This window comes from Pseudomonas sp. HY13-MNA-CIBAN-0226 (genome assembly GCF_040310305.1).
Classification (GTDB): Bacteria; Pseudomonadota; Gammaproteobacteria; order Pseudomonadales; family Pseudomonadaceae; genus Aquipseudomonas; species Aquipseudomonas gregormendelii.
Map to the genome: position 1 here is coordinate 238,504 of NZ_JBEOPS010000001.1, position 20,418 is coordinate 258,921.

At 60.5% G+C, this 20,418-nt stretch carries 19 protein-coding genes; 13 read left to right on the plus strand and 6 right to left on the minus strand.

The genetic code is table 11. The features are described from left to right. Positions 1–95: 95 nt before the first annotated feature. The 4 genes from AAEZ05_RS01070 (at position 96) to AAEZ05_RS01085 (ending at position 4,609) form a co-directional block, all read left to right on the plus strand. Positions 96–1,451, plus strand: coding sequence for a M16 family metallopeptidase (locus AAEZ05_RS01070; RefSeq protein ID WP_045059810.1), 1,356 nt, complete (start codon positions 96–98; stop codon positions 1,449–1,451). Further along, complete coding sequence (locus AAEZ05_RS01075) at positions 1,444–2,934, plus strand: M16 family metallopeptidase (RefSeq protein WP_045059809.1); 1,491 nt, start codon at positions 1,444–1,446, stop codon at positions 2,932–2,934. Before AAEZ05_RS01070 ends, AAEZ05_RS01075 begins: the two co-directional genes overlap by 8 nt. Continuing rightward, the gene (gene rsmD, locus AAEZ05_RS01080; RefSeq protein WP_045059808.1) at positions 2,934–3,548 is read left to right on the plus strand and encodes a 16S rRNA (guanine(966)-N(2))-methyltransferase RsmD; all 615 of its coding nucleotides are present in this window, start codon (positions 2,934–2,936) and stop codon (positions 3,546–3,548) included. Before AAEZ05_RS01075 ends, rsmD begins: the two co-directional genes overlap by 1 nt. Positions 3,549–3,610: 62 nt before the next feature. After that, complete coding sequence (locus AAEZ05_RS01085; protein ID WP_350646450.1) at positions 3,611–4,609, plus strand: hydrolase; 999 nt, start codon at positions 3,611–3,613, stop codon at positions 4,607–4,609. A 103-nt stretch (positions 4,610–4,712) separates the two neighbouring features. On the opposite strand, the gene AAEZ05_RS01090 is transcribed toward AAEZ05_RS01085, so the two are convergent. Together AAEZ05_RS01090 and AAEZ05_RS01095 are read right to left on the minus strand one after the other, a co-directional pair. Beyond that, positions 4,713–5,567, minus strand: a complete 855-nt coding sequence (locus tag AAEZ05_RS01090; protein ID WP_350598807.1) for a sulfurtransferase — start codon at positions 5,565–5,567, stop codon at positions 4,713–4,715. Positions 5,568–5,582: 15 nt separating this feature from the next. Next, a complete protein-coding gene (locus AAEZ05_RS01095; RefSeq protein ID WP_045059805.1) occupies positions 5,583–6,272 on the minus strand; it encodes a TetR/AcrR family transcriptional regulator in 690 nt (229 codons plus the stop codon). Between the two features lie 149 nt (positions 6,273–6,421). Here AAEZ05_RS01095 and AAEZ05_RS01100 point away from each other — a divergent pair, with 149 nt between their 5' ends. The 5 genes from AAEZ05_RS01100 (at position 6,422) to AAEZ05_RS01120 (ending at position 11,171) form a co-directional block, all read left to right on the plus strand. Continuing rightward, on the plus strand, positions 6,422–7,852 hold the full coding sequence (locus tag AAEZ05_RS01100) for a coniferyl aldehyde dehydrogenase (RefSeq protein WP_205892046.1): 1,431 nt from the start codon (positions 6,422–6,424) through the stop codon (positions 7,850–7,852). Positions 7,853–7,877: 25 nt separating this feature from the next. Further along, positions 7,878–8,423, plus strand: a complete 546-nt coding sequence (locus AAEZ05_RS01105; protein ID WP_350646451.1) for a twin-arginine translocation pathway signal protein — start codon at positions 7,878–7,880, stop codon at positions 8,421–8,423. 127 nt (positions 8,424–8,550) lie between these two features. Further along, entirely contained in the window at positions 8,551–10,146 is a 1,596-nt protein-coding gene (locus AAEZ05_RS01110) for a GMC family oxidoreductase (protein ID WP_350646452.1), read from the plus strand. 115 nt (positions 10,147–10,261) lie between these two features. Continuing rightward, on the plus strand, positions 10,262–10,741 hold the full coding sequence (gene coaD, locus AAEZ05_RS01115; RefSeq protein WP_045059801.1) for a pantetheine-phosphate adenylyltransferase: 480 nt from the start codon (positions 10,262–10,264) through the stop codon (positions 10,739–10,741). Positions 10,742–10,919: 178 nt separating this feature from the next. After that, a complete protein-coding gene (locus AAEZ05_RS01120) occupies positions 10,920–11,171 on the plus strand; it encodes a YfhL family 4Fe-4S dicluster ferredoxin (RefSeq protein WP_028621174.1) in 252 nt (83 codons plus the stop codon). A 23-nt stretch (positions 11,172–11,194) separates the two neighbouring features. Here AAEZ05_RS01120 and AAEZ05_RS01125 read toward each other — a convergent pair whose 3' ends face one another. Genes AAEZ05_RS01125 through AAEZ05_RS01135 form a run of 3 tightly spaced genes read right to left on the minus strand, consistent with a single transcriptional unit; the run spans position 11,195 to position 13,240 of the window. Next, the gene (locus tag AAEZ05_RS01125; protein WP_045059800.1) at positions 11,195–11,518 is read right to left on the minus strand and encodes a hypothetical protein; all 324 of its coding nucleotides are present in this window, start codon (positions 11,516–11,518) and stop codon (positions 11,195–11,197) included. 52 nt (positions 11,519–11,570) lie between these two features. Continuing rightward, a complete protein-coding gene (gene mutM / locus AAEZ05_RS01130; protein WP_045059799.1) occupies positions 11,571–12,383 on the minus strand; it encodes a bifunctional DNA-formamidopyrimidine glycosylase/DNA-(apurinic or apyrimidinic site) lyase in 813 nt (270 codons plus the stop codon). Between the two features lie 41 nt (positions 12,384–12,424). Next, positions 12,425–13,240: an HDOD domain-containing protein gene (locus AAEZ05_RS01135; protein WP_350646494.1), complete on the minus strand. Its 816-nt coding sequence runs from the start codon at positions 13,238–13,240 to the stop codon at positions 12,425–12,427. A gap of 207 nt (positions 13,241–13,447) precedes the next feature. Between AAEZ05_RS01135 and AAEZ05_RS01140 the strand changes: the two genes are divergently transcribed. From AAEZ05_RS01140 to ilvD, 3 genes are all read left to right on the plus strand, one after another. Next, positions 13,448–13,987, plus strand: coding sequence for a type 1 glutamine amidotransferase domain-containing protein (locus tag AAEZ05_RS01140; protein ID WP_350646453.1), 540 nt, complete (start codon positions 13,448–13,450; stop codon positions 13,985–13,987). A gap of 167 nt (positions 13,988–14,154) precedes the next feature. Further along, on the plus strand, positions 14,155–15,351 hold the full coding sequence (locus AAEZ05_RS01145) for a class I SAM-dependent rRNA methyltransferase (protein ID WP_205892043.1): 1,197 nt from the start codon (positions 14,155–14,157) through the stop codon (positions 15,349–15,351). 354 nt (positions 15,352–15,705) lie between these two features. Then, positions 15,706–17,547, plus strand: coding sequence for a dihydroxy-acid dehydratase (gene ilvD, locus AAEZ05_RS01150; protein WP_045059795.1), 1,842 nt, complete (start codon positions 15,706–15,708; stop codon positions 17,545–17,547). A 174-nt stretch (positions 17,548–17,721) separates the two neighbouring features. Here the strand turns inward: ilvD and AAEZ05_RS01155 are convergent, their stop codons facing one another. Beyond that, positions 17,722–18,777: an HAD family hydrolase gene (locus tag AAEZ05_RS01155; RefSeq protein ID WP_350646454.1), complete on the minus strand. Its 1,056-nt coding sequence runs from the start codon at positions 18,775–18,777 to the stop codon at positions 17,722–17,724. A 240-nt stretch (positions 18,778–19,017) separates the two neighbouring features. On the opposite strand from AAEZ05_RS01155, the gene AAEZ05_RS01160 reads away from it, so the two are divergent. Then, a complete protein-coding gene (locus AAEZ05_RS01160; protein ID WP_045059793.1) occupies positions 19,018–20,409 on the plus strand; it encodes an L-cystine transporter in 1,392 nt (463 codons plus the stop codon). Positions 20,410–20,418 lie beyond the last annotated feature (9 nt).

The window sequence follows — 20,418 nt, forward strand, 5'->3', positions numbered from 1 at the left end:
TAGGCGTGGCCGCCGCTAAAACGGATCAGTATCCTAGCACCCTCTCGCCCGCCGACGCTAAGACCAAGCGGGCCGCCCAACAGGTTTAAAAACGAATGAATGCTCTTGCCCGCCGCGCTGCAGGCCTGCTGCTCAGCACAGTTTGTCTGCCACTCTCAGCCTTGGCTGCCGATCCCCAACCCACCCACGAATTCACCCTGGACAACGGCCTCAAGGTCGTAGTGCGCGAAGACCATCGAGCGCCGGTGGTCGTTTCCCAGGTCTGGTACAAGGTCGGCTCCAGCTACGAGACCCCAGGCCAGACTGGCTTGTCCCATGCACTGGAACACATGATGTTCAAGGGCAGCGAAAAAATCGGCCCCGGTGAAGCCTCGTTGATCCTGCGCGACCTGGGCGCTGAAGAGAACGCATTCACCAGCGACGATTTCACAGCCTATTACCAGGTGCTGGCCCGTGATCGCCTCGGCGTCGCCTTCGAGCTTGAAGCCGACCGCATGGCCAGCCTGCGCCTGCCACCCGACGAGTTCGCCCGTGAAATCGAAGTCATCAAGGAAGAGCGCCGCTTGCGCACTGATGACAAGCCCATGTCCAAGGCCTATGAGCGATTCAAAGCCATGGCCTACCCGGCCAGCGGCTACCACACGCCGACCATCGGCTGGATGGCCGACCTGGACCGCATGAAGGTCGAGGAGCTGCGCCATTGGTACCAATCCTGGTACGTGCCGAACAATGCCACCCTGGTGGTGGTCGGCGACGTCACTCCAGACGAGGTCAAGACCCTGGCCCAGCGCTATTTCGGCCCGATCCCCAAGCGTGACGTGCCTTCAGCCAAGCAGCCTCTGGAACTGGCCGAGCCCGGTGAACGGAAGATTACCCTGCACGTGCAGACCCAATTACCGAGCCTGATGCTGGGCTTCAATGTGCCGAGCATCGCCACGGCTGAAGACAAGCGCTCGGTCAACGCGCTGCGCCTCATCTCGGCCCTGCTGGACGGCGGCTACAGCGGCCGCATCCCGACCCAACTGGAACGCGGTGAAGAACTGGTGTCCGGCGGTTCGTCGAGCTATGACGCCTACACCCGTGGCGACAGCCTGTTCACCTTGTCGGCGACCCCCAACACCCAGAAAAACAAAACCATCGCCCAGGCCGAGGCCGGCTTGTGGAAACTGCTCGACCAGTTGAAAACCACCGCACCTGCCACTGAAGAGCTGGAGCGGGTGCGCGCACAGGTCATCGCCGGCCTGGTCTACGAGCGCGACTCGATAACCAGCCAGGCCACCTCCATTGGCCAGCTGGAAACGGTAGGCCTGTCGTGGAAACTGATGGACACCGAACTCGCCGACCTGGAAAGCGTGACCCCGCAAGACATCCAGAAGGCCGCCAAGCTGTATTTCACCCGCGAACGTCTCAGCGTCGCCCACGTACTGCCACAGGAGACGACTCATGAGTGAGCGTAAAAAACCGCGCCTGGCGCTGATCGGCCTCGTCGTTGTCGCGCTGATCGGCTCCGCGACCGTCTACCTGCTGCGGCCCGACGACTCGACAGCCAGCGAGGCCCTCGACAAGGCCAAGTCCAGCCAGAAGCTGCAATCCCTGGCCGAGCTCGATGGCAAGGCGCCGAGCCACCGCTCTCTGGATGTGCAGACCTGGAACACCGCCGAAGGCGCCAAAGTGCTGTTCGTCGAAGCTCGCGAGCTGCCGATGTTCGACCTGCGCCTGATTTTCGCCGCCGGCAGCAGTCAGGACGGCGACGCGCCCGGCCTCGCCCTGCTGACCAATGCCATGCTCAACGAAGGCGTTGCAGGCAAGGACGTCGGCGCTATCGCCCAGGGTTTTGAAGGCCTGGGCGCCGACTTTGGCAATGGTGCGTTCAAGGACATGGCGCTCGCCTCGCTGCGCAGCCTCAGCGCCGCGGATAAACGCGCGCCGGCCCTGGAACTGTTTTCCGAAGTGGTGGGCAAACCGACCTTTCCCGCCGACTCCTTTGCGCGCATCAAGAACCAGATGCTCGCCGGCTTCGAATACCAGAAGCAGAACCCCGGCAAACTTGCAGGCCTGGAGCTGATGACCCGTCTTTACGGCGACCACCCCTACGCCCACTCGAGCGACGGCACGGCGAAAACCGTTCCTGCAATTACCTTGGCGCAACTCAAGGCCTTCCATGAGAAAGCCTATGCCGCTGGCAACGTGGTCATTGCCCTGGTCGGAGACCTGTCTCGCGCCGATGCCGAGGCCATTGCCGCGCAAGTGTCCAGCGCCCTGCCAAAAGGCCCGGCACTGGCGAAAATCGCGCAACCGGTAGAGCCCCAGGCCAGCATCGGCCACATCGAGTTCCCATCCAAGCAGACCAACCTGATGCTCGCGCAGCTGGGCATCGACCGTGAAGATCCGGACTATGCCGCATTGTCCATGGGCAACCAGATTCTCGGCGGTGGCGGTTTTGGTACTCGGTTGATGACCGAAGTCCGGGAGAAACGCGGCCTGGCTTACGGCGTCTACTCCGGCTTCACGCCCATGCAGGCGCGCGGCCCATTCATGATCAACCTGCAGACCCGCGCCGAAATGAGCGAAGGAACCTTGAAACTGGTGCAGGATGTCCTCGCCGACTACCTCAAGACAGGTCCGACCCAGAAAGAACTCGACGACGCCAAGCGCGAACTGGCCGGAAGCTTCCCGCTGTCGACGGCCAGTAATGCCGATATAGTTGGCCAACTGGGCGCCATGGGGTTCTACAACCTGCCGCTGAGTTACCTGGACGATTTCATGCGCCAGTCGCAAAGCCTGACCGTCGAGCAGGTCAAGGCTGCATTGAACAAACACCTGAGCACGGACAAAATGGTCATCGTCAGCGCTGGCCCGACCGTGCCGCAAAAGCCGTTACCGGCCCCTACTGATAAACCTGCCGAGCAACCGCTCGGGGTTCCGGAGCATTAATGGCCAGTTCTCGCCCTAAAAAACCTGTTCACAACGTGCATAACGGCGTGAATCAATTGCGCATCATCGGCGGCGAATGGGGCAGCCGAAAGCTGAGCTTCCCCGACGCACCAGGCTTGCGCCCGACGCCGGACCGGGTGCGTGAAACCCTGTTCAACTGGCTCGCGCCTTATGTCGCCGGGGCGAAAGTGTTCGACCCCTTCGCCGGCAGCGGCGCGCTGTTCCTCGAGGCATTGTCCCGAGGCGCCGCCATGGGCCAGGCGCTCGACGCCAGCAACATTGCCGTGTCGAGCATCAAGGAGCACCTGGGCACGCTGCGTTGCACCACCGGGCAAATCCAGACGGCCGACGCCTTGCGTTACCTGGAAACCCAGGCCGCCGTGGCCTACGACCTGGTATTCCTCGACCCGCCGTTCAACCAGAACCTGTTGCCAACCGTGTGCACCCTGCTTGAAGAGCGCCAGTGGCTGGCCGACGAGGCCTGGATCTACACCGAGAGCGAAAACGCGCCATCGAGCCTTGGCTTGCCAGGCAACTGGCGCCTGCATCGGGAGCAGAAATCCGGGCGGGTGTACTACGCGTTGTGGCAACGTATGGCACAGATCGCGGGTTAATCGACCCGCCTGAAAAGGTGCCTGCCTCAATAGAGGCAAGCGCCGCCGCCTCGAGAGTAATCGTGTCCCCTCCGTCAGAACGCTTCACCCCCGCCTTCGGCCTTGGCAACCCGCACTTGCAGACATTGTGGGGACCGCTGTGGCGTAAAACCACCCACATTGAACGCGAGCGCGAGCGCGAGCGCCTGTGGCTTGAGGATGGGGACTTTCTTGACCTCGACTGGCATGGCCCGCAGGGCCCCGACACCCCCTTGGTGCTGGTTTTGCACGGGCTGACCGGCTCTTCGAATTCACCTTATGTCGCGGGCGTGCAAAAGGCGCTGGCGGCCCGGGGCTGGGCCAGCGTCGCACTGAACTGGCGCGGTTGCTCGGGGGAACCGAACCTGTTGCCGCGCAGTTACCATTCCGGCGCCAGCGAAGACCTGGCCGAAACCCTCAAGCACCTGCGCGCCAGGCGGCCACTCGCTCCGTTGTACGCAGTTGGTTACTCCCTGGGCGGTAATGTGTTGCTCAAATACCTGGGTGAAAGTGGCCGTGACAGTGGCTTGCAGGGTGCTGTGGCGGTATCGGTGCCCTTTCGCCTGGATCAATGTGCAGATCGCATCGGCCAGGGTTTTTCAAGGGTCTATCAGGCGCATTTCATGCGCGAGATGCTGGCCTACATCAAGAACAAGCAACGCCAGTTCCAGCATGACGGGCGCGAAGATGGACTGGCGTCCCTGGCGGCCTTGGGCTCTCTGGAGAACATGCGCACTTTCTGGGACTTCGATGGCCGGGTGACCGCTCCACTGCACGGCTATGCCGATGCCGAAGATTATTATCGCCGAGCGTCGAGCCGTTATTTCCTTGGGCAGATCCAAACGCCAACGCTGATGATCCAGGCGGCTGACGATCCATTCGTATTCCCGCACAGTCTGCCCCGAGCCGACGAGTTATCCCCGAGCATCCAGTTCGAATTGCACGCCGCAGGTGGGCATGTCGGGTTTGTCGAGGGTTCGGTGAGGCAGCCGGGATACTACCTGGAGCGGCGCATCCCAGCGTGGCTGGCAAATCCCCTGTAGGAGCGAGCTTGCTCGCGAAAAACCCGAGAGCGCTGCGGGGTGCCTGATTTCCAGCGTTATCGTTCACCTCCATCGCGAGCAAGCTCGCTCCTGCAGGTACTGGTTATTCGCCCCTGGCGACGCCTCGCGCAGGATCATTGATCCACTCGCTCCAAGACCCCGCATACAACGCCCCCAACGGATAACCCGCCAGGCACAGGGCGAACAGGTTATGGCACGCAGTCACCCCGGAGCCGCAATAGGCCACCAGTTCCGTCGGCGAACGGTCTGCCAGTTTCGCCGCAAAGCGCTGCTTTAACTGATCAGCCGGCAAGAATCGCCCGTCGCCGCCCAGGTTATCGGTGAACGCTGCGCATTGCGCCCCGGGAATATGCCCCGCTACCGGATCGATCGGCTCCACTTCGCCCTTGAAACGGACCAGGGCACGAGCATCGAGCAAGGTCATGGCCGGCTGGTCGAGACGCTGCTGCAATTGTTCGCTGCTCAGCACCAACGAGGCGTCCGGTTCACCGGTGAAGGTGCTGCGCTCTTTGCCGGGCGCATCCAGGCTCAGTGGCAAGCCGGCGGCATGCCAGGCCTTGAGTCCGCCATCAAGGATGAACACGCCGTCACGCTTGCCCAGCCAGGCCAGCAACCACCAGGCCCGCGCCGCGAACGCACCAGGACCGTCGTCATACAGAACCACTTCACTGTCGGGATTGATGCCCCATGCCTGCAGGCGTTCAATCAGGTCGTCGGGGTTTGGCAATGGATGTCGACCGGTCACGCCCCTGACGACGGTCCCGCTTAAATCCCGCTCCAGGTCGGCAAAACTCGACCCGGCGATATGGCCCTCCGAGTAACTGCGCTGTCCGTAGTCCGGATCTTCCAGGGCAAAACGACAATCCAGGATCACCAGCCCCGGCTGCTCCTTCTTCAGGTCCAACGCTTGCGGGCTGATCAACTGCGCAATAGGCATAACGGGCTCCTGTGATTAAAGCGGTTCTGATTCCTCATGCGCTTCTTCAAGCGCCTGACCCAGCGGCACATAAAATTCTTCATACAGCGCATTGACCTCATCACGCGCCTGATCCGTGACGAAGCCCGCCTCCAGCACCAGCACCTGATACACCCCACGCTTGACGGCTTGCTCACTCAAGTGATTGGAATTTTCCCGCGTCGTGCAGAGAAAACGCACCCAGGAGGTCAGGATAATCCAGGCGTTGAGGGTCAGGGACTCGATCTGCACCTTGTCCATGCGCAGGATCCCGGCCTCGACGAAGCCGGCGTAGATATGCGTGCCATGGATCAGGCAGCGCTGGGAAAAGCGTCGGTAGCGCCCGGCCAGCTCCGGATCGCTGTCGAGCAGGTGCTCGAGGTCACGATGCAGGAAGCGATACCGCCACATGGCTGCCAGCAGTTCCTTGAGGTAGAAACGCTTGTCTTCCACCGTGGAGGCGCGGCCCTGGGGTGGACGCAGGAAGCTGTCCACCAGGCTTTCGTACTCACTGAAGAGCACGGCAATGATCGCCTGCTTGTTAGGGAAGTGGTAGTAGAGGTTGCCCGGAGAAATCTCCATATGGGCAGCAATGTGGTTAGTGCTAATGCTGCGTTCGCCTTGCTGGTTAAACAGCTCGAGGCTGTTCTGCACGATGCGCTCGCTGGTTTTTATTCGAGGGGCCATGGCTTGAGCTTTAATTCAGGAATGCGATGGAGAGCATCTTACGGCCTATCCGCAACCGGATAAAACAAAGCTGCACCAGGATGTCAGTTGACTTTATAGAGCATAGACTCTAGAAAGTTATCCAGTAAAATAAAAATCCGGAGCTGACCATGACCGCTGACGTCGCCTACCTGCAAAACCTGCAGCAGCCGTTGGAAGAACTACGCAGCCTGTTTGATGCTCAACGCGCTGCGTACGCTGCCAACCCGATGCCTCCTGCAGCTCAGCGTCAGCAATGGCTCAAAGCGTTAAGGGATTTGCTCAGCACTGAGCGCCAGGCCCTGATCGACGCTATCAGCCAGGATTTCAGCCACCGCAGCGCCGATGAAACCCTGCTCGCTGAACTGATGCCCAGCCTGCATGGCATCCATTACGCGAGCCAGCACCTGAAAGGCTGGATGAAGCCCTCGCGACGCAAAGTCGGAGTTGCGTTCCAGCCTGCTTCAGCCAAAGTCGTGTACCAGCCTTTGGGCGTGGTCGGCGTGATCGTGCCGTGGAACTATCCGCTGTACCTGGCCATTGGGCCTCTGGTTGGCGCGTTGTCGGCGGGTAACCGGGTGATGCTCAAACTCAGCGAATCCACGCCAGCCACCGGATTGCTGCTAAAGGAACTGCTGGGACGGATTTTCCCCCAGGATCTGGTCTGCGTCGTGCTCGGTGAAGCTGATGTTGGCGTAGCATTTTCCCGGCTGCGTTTTGACCATCTGCTGTTCACCGGCGCCACCAGTATCGGCAAGCACGTGATGCGCGCGGCAGCTGAGAACCTGACGCCAGTCACCCTGGAACTGGGCGGAAAATCCCCCGCGATCGTGTCCCACGATGTGCCGCTCAAAGACGCCGCCGAGCGCATCGCCTTTGGCAAGACGCTAAACGCCGGGCAAACCTGCGTGGCCCCCGACTACGTGCTGGTGCCGCACGACCGGGTCGGTGGCTTCGTTGAAGCCTATCGCCAGGCCGTTCGCGGGTTTTATCCGACACTGGCAGACAACCCGGACTACACCGCCATCATCAATGACCGCCAACTGGCGCGCCTTAACGGCTACATCAGCGACGCTACCAGCAAGGGCGCGCTGCTGATACCGCTGTTCGAGCAGGGTCAGGGACGCCGCATGAGCCATAGCCTGTTGCTCAACGTCAGCGATGACATGACCGTGATGCAGGACGAAATCTTCGGCCCGCTGCTGCCGATCGTGCCCTATACGGACCTGGCGCAAGCATTTGCCTACATCAACCAGCGCCCCCGTCCGCTCGCCCTGTATTACTTTGGCTACAACAAGGGCGAACAGCAGCGCGTTCTCCATGAAACCCACTCCGGCGGTGTCTGCCTCAATGACACCCTGCTGCACGTCGCACAGGACGACATGCCGTTTGGCGGCATCGGCGCATCCGGCATGGGCCATTACCACGGCCACGAGGGTTTTCTGACGTTCAGCAAAGCCAAGGGCGTTTTGATCAAGCAGCGCTTCAATGCGGCGAAGCTGATCTATCCGCCTTATGGCAAAGCCATCCAGAAGCTCATCCAGAAGCTGTTCATCCGCTAAACATCATCGCCGGGTAATAACAATAATGAATCCCAGCCTGTCCGATACACCCGCGCTGTCGCGTCGCGGCCTGCTGAAATTCAGCTTGGGCGCCACGGCTTTCCTTGCCACGGCCGGTTTGGGCGCAAGCCTCAGCGGCTGCTCCTCAAGTACGCCGGCCAGCGGTTTCGCAATACTGCGCCAAGGGGACCTGCTGTTTTTGCGAGCACTGATTCCAGTGATGCTTGACGGCGCGGTGGCTACCGAGCAAATGCCGCACGCCGTCGATAGCACCCTGAAAAATCTGGACAAAGGCCTCAATCATCTCTCGCCGCAGATGCTCAAGCTGACCCAGCAGTTGTTCGACGTGCTCGGCTTGACCGTCACTCGCGGCCCGCTGACCGGCGTTTGGGGCAGTTGGGAGAATGCCAGCGCCGATGAAGTCCGGCAGTTCCTTGATCGCTGGGAAAACAGTTCGTTAAGCCTGCTGCGCATGGGCCATAGCTCACTGCTGCAGCTGGTGATGATGGCTTGGTATAGCCGGCAAGAGTCGTGGGCACATTGCGGGTATCCGGGCCCGCCTGCTGTCTGAGACCGGGGGATGCCATCGCGAGCAGGCTCACCTCCCACCTTTATCGCGTAACCCTGTGGGAGCGAGCCTGCTCGCGATGGCGTCGGTAGCCTCACCACAAAACCAAAACAATAACGAGAACCCGAACATGCCCGTACCTGATCCGTTCCGTGAAGGCCTGGCCCGCGGCTGGAAAACCTACAACGGCTCGCAACTGACCGAGGACCTGACCCTGGAAGCCGACGTGGCAATCATCGGCAGCGGCGCCGGCGGCGGCACCACGGCAGAAATCCTCAGCGCCGCCGGATTCAAGGTGTTGCTGATCGAAGAAGGTCCCCTCAAGACCAGCAGCGACTTCAAGATGCTCGAAGACCAGGCCTACGCCAGCCTCTATCAGGAAGGCATCGGCCGCATGAGCAAGGACGGCGCCATCACCATACTGCAAGGGCGCGCGGTGGGCGGCACCACGCTGATCAACTGGACATCGAGCTTTCGCACCCCGCCCCCGACGCTCGAACACTGGGCCCGGGAACATGACGTAAAAGGCCACAGCCCTGCCGACATGGCGCCGTGGTTCGAGAAAATGGAGCAGCGGCTCGGGGTCGCCCCCTGGATGGTACCGCCCAACGCCAATAACGACGTAATCCGCAAAGGCTGCGAAAAACTGGGCTACAGCTGGCACGTGATTGCGCGCAACGTTCGTGGGTGCTGGAACCTGGGTTACTGCGGCATGGGCTGTCCGACCAATGCCAAGCAGTCAATGCTGGTGACGACCATTCCCGCCACCCTGGAAAAAGGCGGTGAATTGCTCTATCTGGCTCGCGCTGAAAAGCTCTCGATCAAGGACGACAAGGTCATCGGCCTGAGCTGTGTCGCGATGGATGAGCGCTGCGTTGCGCCTACGGGCAGGACGATCACGGTCAAGGCGCGACATTACGTACTGGCCGGGGGCGCAATCAACAGCCCGGCGCTACTGCTGCGCTCCGCGGCCCCCGATCCGCACAAGCGCCTGGGCAAACGCACGTTCCTGCATTTGGTGAACATGTCTGCCGCCCTGTTCGATGAGGTGATCAACCCGTTCTACGGCGCTCCGCAGTCGATCTACTCCGATCACTTCCAGTGGCAGGACGGTACCAGCGGCAAGATGTCCTACAAACTGGAAGTACCACCTCTGCACCCGGCGCTCGCCACCACGCTGCTGGGCGGCTTCGGCGAAGAGAATTCCCGACACATGGAGAATTTGCCGCACACCCACGCCATGTTGGCGCTGCTACGTGACGGCTTTCACCCGGATAGTCCCGGCGGCAGCGTCGAATTGCGCGGTGACGACACCCCGGTGCTCGACTATCAGGTTTCTGCCTATGCCTGGGACGGCTTGCGCCGGGCGTTCCACAGCATGGCCGAAATCCAGTTTGCCGGTGGCGCCAATGCAGTGATGCCGATGCATGCTGATGCTCGCCACGTCAAAACCCTGGCCGAAGCGCGCACGCTGATCGACAGTTTGAGCCTGGAGCTCTACCGCACCCGCCTGGGCAGTGCCCATGTGATGGGCGGTTGCGCCATGGGCGAAGAGCCGAAAAACGCCGTGACCGACAGCCTCGGCCGTCATCACCAGATCAGCAACCTGTCGATCCATGATGGCTCGCTATTCCCCACCAGCATTGGTGCAAACCCTCAATTATCGGTGTACGGACTGACCGCGCAACTGGCCACCGCGCTCGCCGACCGTTTAAAAAATCCGTGAAAACGAGGAATAGTCCCATCGTCTATAGTGCTTTCTTACCCAACAGGCGACTTGGCCGACCGGGAATGCTGCGATACCATCCGACTCCCCAACGGACTCCCGCCAGGACGACGCGATGAACCGAGTGTTGTACCCAGGTACCTTCGACCCTATTACCAAGGGCCATGGCGATCTGGTCGAACGCGCCTCGCGCCTGTTCGATCACGTGATCATTGCCGTCGCCGCCAGCCCGAAGAAAAACCCCTTGTTTCCCCTGGAACAACGGGTGGAGCTGGCTCGCGAGGTCACCAAGCATCTGCCGAACGTGGAAGTGGTCGGTTTCTCGACGCTGCTGGCGCATTTCGCCAAAGAGAAAAACGCCAACGTCTTTCTCCGTGGATTGCGCGCAGTGTCGGACTTCGAATACGAATTTCAGCTGGCCAACATGAACCGTCAGCTTGCACCGGATGTGGAAAGCCTGTTTCTCACTCCATCCGAGCGATACTCGTTCATCTCCTCGACGCTGGTCCGTGAAATTGCGGCCCTGGGCGGCGATATCACCAAATTCGTGCACCCTGCGGTGGCGGATGCCCTCACCGAACGCTTCAAGAAATAACGCAGGCTGCAGGAGCCAGCTTGCTGGCGATGAACGTTAACGATGACGCGCGGGCTGCCTGGGTAAACTTGGCGCTCTCCCGTCCATCGCGAGCAAGCTGGCTCCTGCAGCGCCAATACGGCACAATTGCGCGCATTGGTTTATAGCGCCCGGGTCTTCCACCCTGGCTGGAGTTAGCATGTCCCTGATCATCACCGACGATTGCATCAACTGCGACGTCTGCGAGCCCGAGTGCCCGAACGCCGCCATCTCCCAAGGCGAAGAGATCTATGTGATCGACCCCAACCTGTGCACGCAGTGCGTCGGCCACTACGACGAGCCACAGTGCCAGCAAGTATGCCCGGTGGATTGCATTCCGCTGGATGAGGCACATCCGGAAACTGAAGAGCAGTTGATGGCGAAGTATCGGGTGATTACCGGTAAGGTCTGATTTCTGGAGTGTTGCAACTGGCCTCACTCCCGCTGCTCAAACCCCTCCCCAATGCACCCCAGGCACCGCACAAACGCTGCCCGCGCCGGGTCCACCACCAGCGCCTGCCCCGCATCCCCAATGCCGCCGCCCAGCGCGGTGAAGGGAAGCGACACCACAAACGCCCCGGCACCGATCACCGTCGCCACCACCAGCAAGGGTCGGGCGATCAGCAAGTCGCCGATCATGGCGTAGGCCGGGGGATTCTGGATGGTGTAGCGCGGGTCGCCGCTGCCATTGCTGGCTGCCAGCACCGGCGCTGCAACGCTCAATAACAACACGACGACTAGGGTTCGAAACGAATTCATGGCACGGTCCTTCGGCTGAGCAGTGAACACAGACTATAGCCCGTAGGACCAGTCAACTTTGACAACGAGGGCAAAAGACACTCGCACGCTGCCCCAGCTTTACTTCTCGCAACCCGGTTCCGCAGACCTTGCAGTGCTCGCCACCACGGCCGTAGACAAACAATTCCTGCTGAAAATAACCCGGCTGCCCGTCACCGCCGATAAAGTCGCGCAAGGTGGTGCCGCCGCGCTCGATGGCGTGGATCAGGATGCGCTTGATCTCGATGGCCAGTTTGAGATAGCGCGCCCGGGAAATGCTCTTGGCCTCGCGGCGCGGGTCGATTCCGGCGGCGAACAGTGCCTCGGTCGCATAGATATTGCCCACCCCCACCACCACTGCGTTATCCATGATGAACGGCTTGACCGCCATGGATCGCCCACGGGACTGTTGAAACAGGCGCTCGCCGTCGAACAGCTCGGTCAACGGTTCCGGCCCCAGGCGTACCAGCAGCTCGTGATTGAGCGGGTCAAGGCTCCAGAGCATGGCGCCGAACCGACGCGGATCGGTGTAGCGCAGGGCCAGGCCTGATTCCAGCTCGATGTCCACGTGCTCATGCTTGGCCGCCGGGGTGCCGGCCTCCACCAGGCGCAAATTGCCGGACATGCCCAGGTGGCTGATCAAGGTGCCTACTTCGGCATTGATCAGCAGGTACTTGGCGCGCCGCTCCACCAGCACGATGCGCTGCCCGGACAGGCGCACGTCGAGGTCTTCGGGTATCGGCCAGCGCAGGCGTCGATCACGCACAATCACCCGGCTGACACGCTGGCCTTCAAGGTGTGGCGCGATCCCGCGGCGAGTTGTTTCAACTTCTGGCAGTTCAGGCATGGCGCACTCGAATCAGGACTGGGTCAGAGAGGGATCAGCACTCAGCGATGATTGCCGAGGTCGCGAATGGTTTGCTTGAGGGTCTCGAAGTCGTAGTCCGAGAGGCCGACATAATCGAGCACCAGGTGACTGATGCTGTTCCACTCATGGTCGATTTTCTGATTGCCCAGCACCCGATACGACGCGCAGATGTGTTCGGCCATCTTGAGGATCGCCAGCAGGTTCTTCAACTGACTGTTGCGTGACGAGTCATCGCTGAAGATCGCCAGGGCATTGTGGTGGTTGGCGATCGCATGGGATACATGCTCCGGCAGACGCCAGGACTTCGCCGTGTAGTAGCCGACCACCGCATGATTGGTGTTGAACCGGCTGTTTTCCGTATCGACCACCCGACATTCCCCACTGGCGTTGGCGTAGGCCTCCTCCAGCACACCCATGTAGTCGGGGAAACGCTGCAGCATCAGCGGCACACCGCAATCGTGAAACAGACCCAGGGCATAGGCTTCGTCGCCCGCCTGTCCGCCGAGGCGCTTGGCCAGGGTCAGGCACGTCATCGCCACGTCCTGGGCGGTGTCCCAGAATCGGTTCAAGGTGACGATGGTGTCGTCGTTCATCTCGCCCTTGATCGACATCGCATTGATCAGGTTGATGACCGAACGGCTACCCAGCAGATTCACTGCGCGCTGGATCGAGGCGATCTTGTTGCTCAGGCCGTAATACGGCGAGTTGACGATCTTCAACAGTGAACCGGACAGGCCAGGGTCCTGGGAGATCAGCTTGGCGATCACCTCCAGGTCCGGGTCCGGCATGTACTGCTCCATTTGCAAATCCACCATGATCTGCGGCTGGGCCGGCACGCTAATGCCTTGCAGGGTCTGTTGAATCTGTTCGGTGGTCAGCTCTTGGGACATAAGTACGCGCTCTGGGACAGGCGGCAATTCTAACCTTTATGAAGTTGGATCCGACACACCAGCGGGCACATCGGAGGAACTTTCATCCACGCCTCGGCTTCGGACTGAGTAATGCCCACGGGCAAACATTTACCCACCTCAGGAGCTGTAATCATGTCCAATTCCCTGAACGGCAAGCGTGTCGCGATTCTGGTAACCGATGGTTTCGAGCAGGTTGAACTCACAGGTCCGAAACAGGCTCTGGAGGACGCCGGCGTTCAAGTCGATATCCTGTCGGCCGAGCAAGGCCAGGTCAAAGGCTGGAATCACGACGAGCCCGCGGATGATTTCAAGGTCGACGGCACGTTCAAGGGTGCCAGCGCCGACCATTACGACGCCATTGTGCTGCCGGGCGGTGTGCAGAACTCCGACACCATCCGCATCGACCAGGACGCCCAGCATCTGGTCAAGACCGGCACTTCGGCGGGCAAGCCTATCGCGGTGATTTGCCATGGCGGCTGGTTGCTGGTGTCTGCCGGACTGGTCAGCGGCAAGACCATGACCAGCTACAAGACCCTCAGGGACGATCTGTTGAATGCCGGGGCCAATTGGGTCGACAAGGAAGTGGTCAAGGACGGTAACCTGATCAGCAGCCGGCAGCCGGATGATATTCCGGCGTTCAATCGGGAGTTGATTGCTGCGCTTTCCGAGTAATAGTTCGAGGCCGCCTTCGCGGGCAAGCCCGCTCCCACAGAGATCTGCTGTGCATGCATAATTTGCATTCGGCACCAAAGCGCTGTGGGAGCCGGCGTTTCATCACCTGCAAGCCCGCCACCACCCCCAACACGCTATACTCCCGCTCTTTTTTCCGGAGCGACGTCATGTCCCTGCCTAGCCTGCGCCTCAAAGCCAACGCCGACCGTCGCCTGCGAAACGGCCACCTGTGGGTCTACAGCAACGAAATCGATGTAGCCGCCACACCGTTGAACGGCTTCAAGGCCGGCGATCAGGCGATCCTCGAAGCCGCCGGTGGCAAGACGCTGGGCATCGTTGCCATGAGCCCGAACAACCTCATCTGCGCCCGCCTGCTGTCGCGCGACATCAAGTTGCCGCTGGACAAGTCGTTACTGGTGCACCGCCTCAACGTTGCCCTATCGCTGCGCGATCGCCTGTTCGACAAGCCGTTCTATCGCCTGGTCTACGGTGATTCCGACCTGCTGCCAGGCCTGGTCGTCGACCGTTTCGGCGACATCCTGGTGGTACAGATCGCCTCCGCGACCATGGAAGCGCACAAGGAAGACGTGATTGCCGCACTGACCCAAGTGCTCAAGCCAAGCGGCATTCTGTTCAAGAACGACTCCGCCGCCCGTGATGCCGAAGGCCTCAACCGCTACGTTGAAACCGTGTTTGGCCTGGTGCCTGAGTGGGTTGCACTGGAGGAGAACGGCGTGAAATTCGAAGCGCCGGTCATTCAAGGCCAGAAAACCGGCTGGTTCTATGACCACCGCATGAACCGTGCTCGCCTGGCGCCTTATGCCAAGGGCAAACGCGTACTCGACCTCTATAGCTACATTGGCGGCTGGGGCGTGCAAGCAGCGGCCTTCGGCGCCAGTGAAGTCTTCTGCGTCGACGCTTCGGCCTTCGCCCTCGATGGTGTCGAGCGCAACGCCGCGCTGAACGGCGTCGCCGAGAAGATGACCTGCCTCGAAGGCGATGTGTTTGATGCCCTTAAAGAACTCAAAGCCAGCGAAGAACGTTTCGACGTGATCGTGGCCGACCCGCCGGCGTTCATCAAACGCAAGAAAGACATGAAAAATGGCGAAGGCGCCTACCGCCGCCTGAACGAACAAGCCATGCGCCTGTTGACCAAGGACGGCATCCTGGTCAGCGCTTCGTGCTCGATGCACCTGCCGGAAGACGACCTGCAGAACATCCTGCTGACCAGCGCCCGTCACCTGGACCGTAACATCCAGCTGCTGGAACGCGGCGGCCAGGGTCCGGATCACCCGGTGCACCCGGCAATTGCCGAGACGCGCTACATCAAGAGCATCACCTGCCGGTTGCTGCCAAACAGCTAAACACTATCTTTAGGAGCGAGCTCGCTCACGATGGTCGTCAACGATGACGCTGGCAGCCTGACACCCCGCGGCGTCCTCTGGTTTTTCGCGAGCGAGCTCGCTCCTACAGGGTGGCCGCACGTCTCGTGAGCGCGGCCAGTGCGCGTTCTGGCATTCCCTCTCGCCGCCAGCCGTGTAGAATCGCCTCATTCATCGCCAGTCATCCCCCGGCGGGTTTATGAGCTCAAGCTGAAGCGCGCGGCGATCCCGCAAAGTTATCGGCAACTTCCGGACACACGGCCATTTCTGAGTGTTCCAGACGTCAATAGAAGCTCACTTCCCCTTTGATACCTGATTAGCCGCCCGGAGTGCTTCATGCCTGATTACCGCTCGAAAACATCCACCCACGGCCGCAACATGGCCGGCGCCCGCGCACTGTGGCGCGCCACGGGGATGAAAGATGACGACTTCAAAAAGCCGATCATCGCCATTGCCAACTCCTTCACCCAGTTCGTACCGGGCCACGTCCACCTCAAGGACCTGGGCCAACTGGTTGCCCGTGAAATCGAACGCGCTGGCGGCGTGGCAAAAGAATTCAACACCATCGCCGTGGATGACGGCATCGCCATGGGCCATGACGGCATGCTGTATTCGCTGCCGAGCCGCGAGATCATCGCCGACTCCGTCGAGTACATGGTCAACGCCCACTGCGCCGATGCCATCGTCTGCATTTCCAACTGCGACAAGATCACCCCTGGCATGCTGATGGCCTCCCTGCGCCTGAACATCCCGGTGATTTTCGTTTCTGGCGGCCCGATGGAAGCCGGCAAGACCAAACTCGCCTCCCATGGCCTCGACCTGGTCGATGCCATGGTGATCGCCGCCGACTCCAGCGCTTCTGACGAGAAAGTCGCTGAGTACGAGCGCAGCGCCTGCCCGACCTGCGGTTCGTGCTCCGGCATGTTCACCGCCAACTCGATGAACTGCCTGGTCGAAGCCCTCGGCCTGGCGTTGCCGGGTAACGGTTCGACCCTGGCGACCCACAGCGACCGCGAACAGCTGTTCCTGCAGGCCGGCCGCACCATCGTCGAGCTGTGCAAGCGTTACTACGGCGAGAACGATGAGTCGGTACTGCCGCGCAACATCGCCAACTTCAAGGCGTTCGAAAACGCCATGACCCTGGACATCGCCATGGGCGGTTCCACCAACACCATCCTGCACTTGCTGGCCGCCGCCCAGGAAGCCGAGATGGAGTTCGACTTGCGCGACATCGACCGCCTGTCCCGATTCGTGCCGCAACTGTGCAAAGTCGCACCGAACATCCAGAAGTACCACATGGAAGACGTGCACCGCGCCGGCGGGATCTTCAGCATCCTGGGCTCGCTGGCCCGTGGCGGCCTGTTGCACACCGACCTGCCGACCGTGCACAGCAAAACCCTGGCCGAAGGCATCGCCAAGTGGGACATCACCCAGACCGACGATGAAGCCGTGCATCATTTCTTCAAAGCCGGCCCGGCGGGCATCCCGACGCAAACCGCATTCAGCCAGTCGACCCGTTGGGAAACCCTGGACGACGACCGTGAAAACGGCTGCATCCGCAGTGTTGAGCATGCGTATTCGAAAGAAGGCGGCCTGGCCGTTCTGTACGGCAACATCGCGCTGGACGGTTGCGTGGTGAAAACCGCCGGCGTCGATGAATCGATCCACGTGTTTGAAGGCAATGCGAAGATCTTCGAGAGCCAGGACAGCGCCGTACGCGGCATCCTCGCTGACGAAGTGAAGGCCGGCGACATCGTGATCATCCGTTACGAAGGCCCCAAAGGCGGCCCGGGCATGCAGGAAATGCTCTACCCGACGTCGTACCTGAAATCCAAAGGCCTGGGCAAAGCCTGTGCCCTGCTCACCGACGGTCGTTTCTCCGGCGGCACCTCGGGCCTGTCCATCGGCCACGCTTCGCCGGAAGCGGCAGCCGGTGGTGCGATTGGTCTGGTGCAGGACGGCGACAAGGTGCTGATCGACATTCCGAACCGTTCGATCAACCTGTTGATCAGCGATGAAGAAATGGCCGGCCGGCGTGCCGAGCAGGATCAGAAAGGCTGGAAGCCTGTGGAAAAACGTCCACGCAAGGTGACCACTGCCCTGAAGGCCTATGCCCTGCTGGCAACCAGCGCCGACAAGGGCGCGGTGCGTAACAAGGCGATGCTCGACGGGCTGTAAGGCTTAACCGTCGAACACAACAATGCCCCGCCAAGCGCGGGGCATTTTTGTTTCAGAAGATCCCCCGTAGGAGCTGCCGGAGGCTGCGATCTTTTGATCTTTCTTGGACGCGACCTCTGAAGATCAAAAGATCGCAGCCTTCGGCAGCTCCTACAGGGATCGACAAATCTGGGATTATTGGATTTCTTCAGGCTTCACGATCACCCAGTTCTTGTCTGCCGTCACCGGCAATCCTTCCTTGGCCTGAGCCGCTGCATGCTTGGCCATCATGCCGTTTATCTGGGTCATGTATTTGTCCTTGCGGTTGATCCACAAGTGAATACCGCCCTTGGCCACGTCGACGCTGTGAAACAGCATGAAACCATCGCTGGTTGGCGTATCGCCGCCGACCAGCACCGGTTTTTTCCACTCGTCGATGTAAGTCAGGATCGCCGCCTGCTTGCCCGCCATCCAGGTCGCCGGGGTCCACAGGTACGGGGTCAACTCCAGGCCCAGGTTGGCCTTCTCGTCATACTTGCCGGCCGTAATCTGCTTGCGTGCAGTGGTCAGTTCGCCGGTCTTGGTGTCCTTGAGCAGCAGGCTCACGCCGATCACGTTCTGCGGCTTGACGTTGTAGCCGTACTGCGGATCTGACGCCACCATGCGCACCAGCTCTTCCGATGCGGCAGTCATCACGTAGACCTCAATGCCGTTTTCCATCAGCTTGTTATAGAGCTCTTTTTGCCCAGTGAAGATTTTCGGCGGGTTAACGTCGAGTTTCTTCACCACGTCGCCTTCGTAGTAAGTGGCTGGCACCGGTTTGCCTGATGCCATCAACTCATCGACATAACCCTTGAGCTCTTTGAGCGTAAACCCGGAAAACACCTGCGCGACCCATGGATAGCAGACCATGTCGTCGAGTTCGCAAAGGCGATAGTAATAACTGAAGAGGCTTTCCTTGTGCTCGGCGGTGTCTTTGAACGGAATCAGCTTCAGGGAGGGATCAAGCTTCTCGCGGGTGATCAGGCCTTTGTTCTCCATGAACGGCAGCAACGACTCTTCCAGGTCATAGCGGTAACTGGTGTTGTCCATGTCAAACACCGCGTAGTTACCCTTGTTGGCGTTGGCCGCGATCATCGCGTCCAACGCCTTGGCCTGATCGGCTGGCCAATGTTTCAGATCCGTGGCGAAGGCCTGGCCAGCAAGGCCCAGGCAGAGTGCTGCGAGCAAAAATTTCGGAGCAAGCTTCATCGTAGTTCTCCCTGATTCAAAGAGCTCGACGCTATCAAATAAGTGTGACATTCCCCGCCCGCCTGCGACCGTTCACGTCTCCATTGCGCCAACTGCATTCCCGGAAGCGACATGCGCTTATTCCGAAAACGACAGTTATCATGCGTTTTTGATATTAATTCATTAGTTTTCAAGCTGTTAGGCTTGCCGGTTCGCAGCTGCCCCGCAAGGCAGCGGGCACAAGTCTTTCTCGGAGTTTTCATGAATCTGCCGCTGATCCTCAATCTGCTGGTGTTCCTGGCCTTGCTGTTCGGCTTGGCACAAACCCGCCACTCCAACTGGAGCCTGGCGAAAAAGGTCCTGCTTGCGCTGGTACTGGGCGTGGCGTTTGGCGTAGCTCTGCACACCATTTATGGCGCGGGCAACCCGGTGCTGAAGGCGTCGATCGGCTGGTTCGACCTGGTGGGTAACGGTTACGTACAACTGCTGCAGATGATCGTGATCCCGCTGGTGTTCGCCTCCATCCTCAGCGCAGTGGCGCGGCTGCACAACGCCTCGTCACTGGGCAAAATAAGCTTCCTGACCATTGGTACGCTGCTGTTCACCACGGCCATCGCCGCGCTTGTCGGTATCGGCCTCACCAACCTGTTCGGCCTGACCGCTGAGGGCCTGGTCGCAGGCACCCAGGAAATGGCCCGCCTGCAGACCATCCAGACCGACTACGCCGGTAAGGTCGCCGACCTGAATGTGCCGCAGTTGCTGCTGTCGTTCATCCCGCAAAACCCGTTCGCTGACCTCGCGCGCGCCAAGCCGACGTCGATCATCAGCGTGGTGATCTTCGCGGCCTTCCTAGGGGTTGCGGCCTTGCAACTGCTCAAGGATGACGTCGAGAAAGGTCAGAAAGTGATCAACGCTATCGACACCCTGCAAGCCTGGGTAATGCGCCTGGTGCGTCTGGTCATGAAGTTGACCCCCTACGGCGTGTTGGCCCTGATGACCAAGGTGGTCGCCGGTTCCAATCTGCAAGACATCATCAAGCTGGGCAGTTTTGTGGTGGTGTCCTACATCGGCCTGGGCTTGATGTTTGTGGTGCATGGCGTGCTGGTGTCGGCGGCCGGGATCAACCCGCTGCGTTTCTTCCGCAAGATCTGGCCGGTGCTGACGTTCGCCTTCACCAGCCGCTCGAGCGCCGCGACCATTCCGCTGAGCATCGAAGCCCAGACCAGCCGCCTGGGTATCCCACAGTCCATCGCCAGCTTCGCCGCCTCGTTTGGCGCGACCATCGGCCAGAATGGCTGTGCCGGCCTGTACCCGGCAATGCTGGCGGTGATGGTTGCACCGACCGTGGGCATCAACCCGCTGGACCCGCTATGGATCGCGACGTTGGTGGCGATTGTTACCTTGAGTTCGGCTGGGGTGGCCGGCGTCGGCGGTGGCGCGACCTTTGCCGCGTTGATCGTGTTGCCGGCAATGGGCTTGCCAGTGTCACTGGTGGCTTTGCTGATTTCGGTTGAGCCGCTGATCGACATGGGCCGCACCGCGTTGAACGTGAGCGGTTCGATTACGGCGGGGGCGATTACCAGCCAGTTGATGCAGCAGACGGATAAAGAGTTGCTAGATGCGGATGAGCATGCGGAGTTGGCGCACGCTTAAGTTCTTTAG

Bases quoted from the DNA above. Each gene is read 5' to 3' on its own strand.
- ilvD (WP_045059795.1), top strand. From the start codon at position 15,706: ATGCCTGATTACCGCTCGAAAACATCCACCCACGGCCGCAACATGGCC.
- AAEZ05_RS01110 (WP_350646452.1), top strand. From the start codon at position 8,551: ATGCCCGTACCTGATCCGTTCCGTGAAGGCCTGGCCCGCGGCTGGAAA.
- AAEZ05_RS01095 (WP_045059805.1), bottom strand. From the start codon at position 6,272: ATGGCCCCTCGAATAAAAACCAGCGAGCGCATCGTGCAGAACAGCCTC.
- AAEZ05_RS01140 (WP_350646453.1), top strand. From the start codon at position 13,448: ATGTCCAATTCCCTGAACGGCAAGCGTGTCGCGATTCTGGTAACCGAT.
- mutM (WP_045059799.1), bottom strand. From the start codon at position 12,383: ATGCCTGAACTGCCAGAAGTTGAAACAACTCGCCGCGGGATCGCGCCA.
- AAEZ05_RS01105 (WP_350646451.1), top strand. From the start codon at position 7,878: ATGAATCCCAGCCTGTCCGATACACCCGCGCTGTCGCGTCGCGGCCTG.
- rsmD (WP_045059808.1), top strand. From the start codon at position 2,934: ATGGCCAGTTCTCGCCCTAAAAAACCTGTTCACAACGTGCATAACGGC.
- AAEZ05_RS01090 (WP_350598807.1), bottom strand. From the start codon at position 5,567: ATGCCTATTGCGCAGTTGATCAGCCCGCAAGCGTTGGACCTGAAGAAG.
- AAEZ05_RS01160 (WP_045059793.1), top strand. From the start codon at position 19,018: ATGAATCTGCCGCTGATCCTCAATCTGCTGGTGTTCCTGGCCTTGCTG.
- AAEZ05_RS01155 (WP_350646454.1), bottom strand. From the start codon at position 18,777: ATGAAGCTTGCTCCGAAATTTTTGCTCGCAGCACTCTGCCTGGGCCTT.
- AAEZ05_RS01070 (WP_045059810.1), top strand. From the start codon at position 96: ATGAATGCTCTTGCCCGCCGCGCTGCAGGCCTGCTGCTCAGCACAGTT.
- AAEZ05_RS01075 (WP_045059809.1), top strand. From the start codon at position 1,444: ATGAGTGAGCGTAAAAAACCGCGCCTGGCGCTGATCGGCCTCGTCGTT.
- AAEZ05_RS01125 (WP_045059800.1), bottom strand. From the start codon at position 11,518: ATGAATTCGTTTCGAACCCTAGTCGTCGTGTTGTTATTGAGCGTTGCA.
- AAEZ05_RS01100 (WP_205892046.1), top strand. From the start codon at position 6,422: ATGACCGCTGACGTCGCCTACCTGCAAAACCTGCAGCAGCCGTTGGAA.
- coaD (WP_045059801.1), top strand. From the start codon at position 10,262: ATGAACCGAGTGTTGTACCCAGGTACCTTCGACCCTATTACCAAGGGC.
- AAEZ05_RS01145 (WP_205892043.1), top strand. From the start codon at position 14,155: ATGTCCCTGCCTAGCCTGCGCCTCAAAGCCAACGCCGACCGTCGCCTG.
- AAEZ05_RS01120 (WP_028621174.1), top strand. From the start codon at position 10,920: ATGTCCCTGATCATCACCGACGATTGCATCAACTGCGACGTCTGCGAG.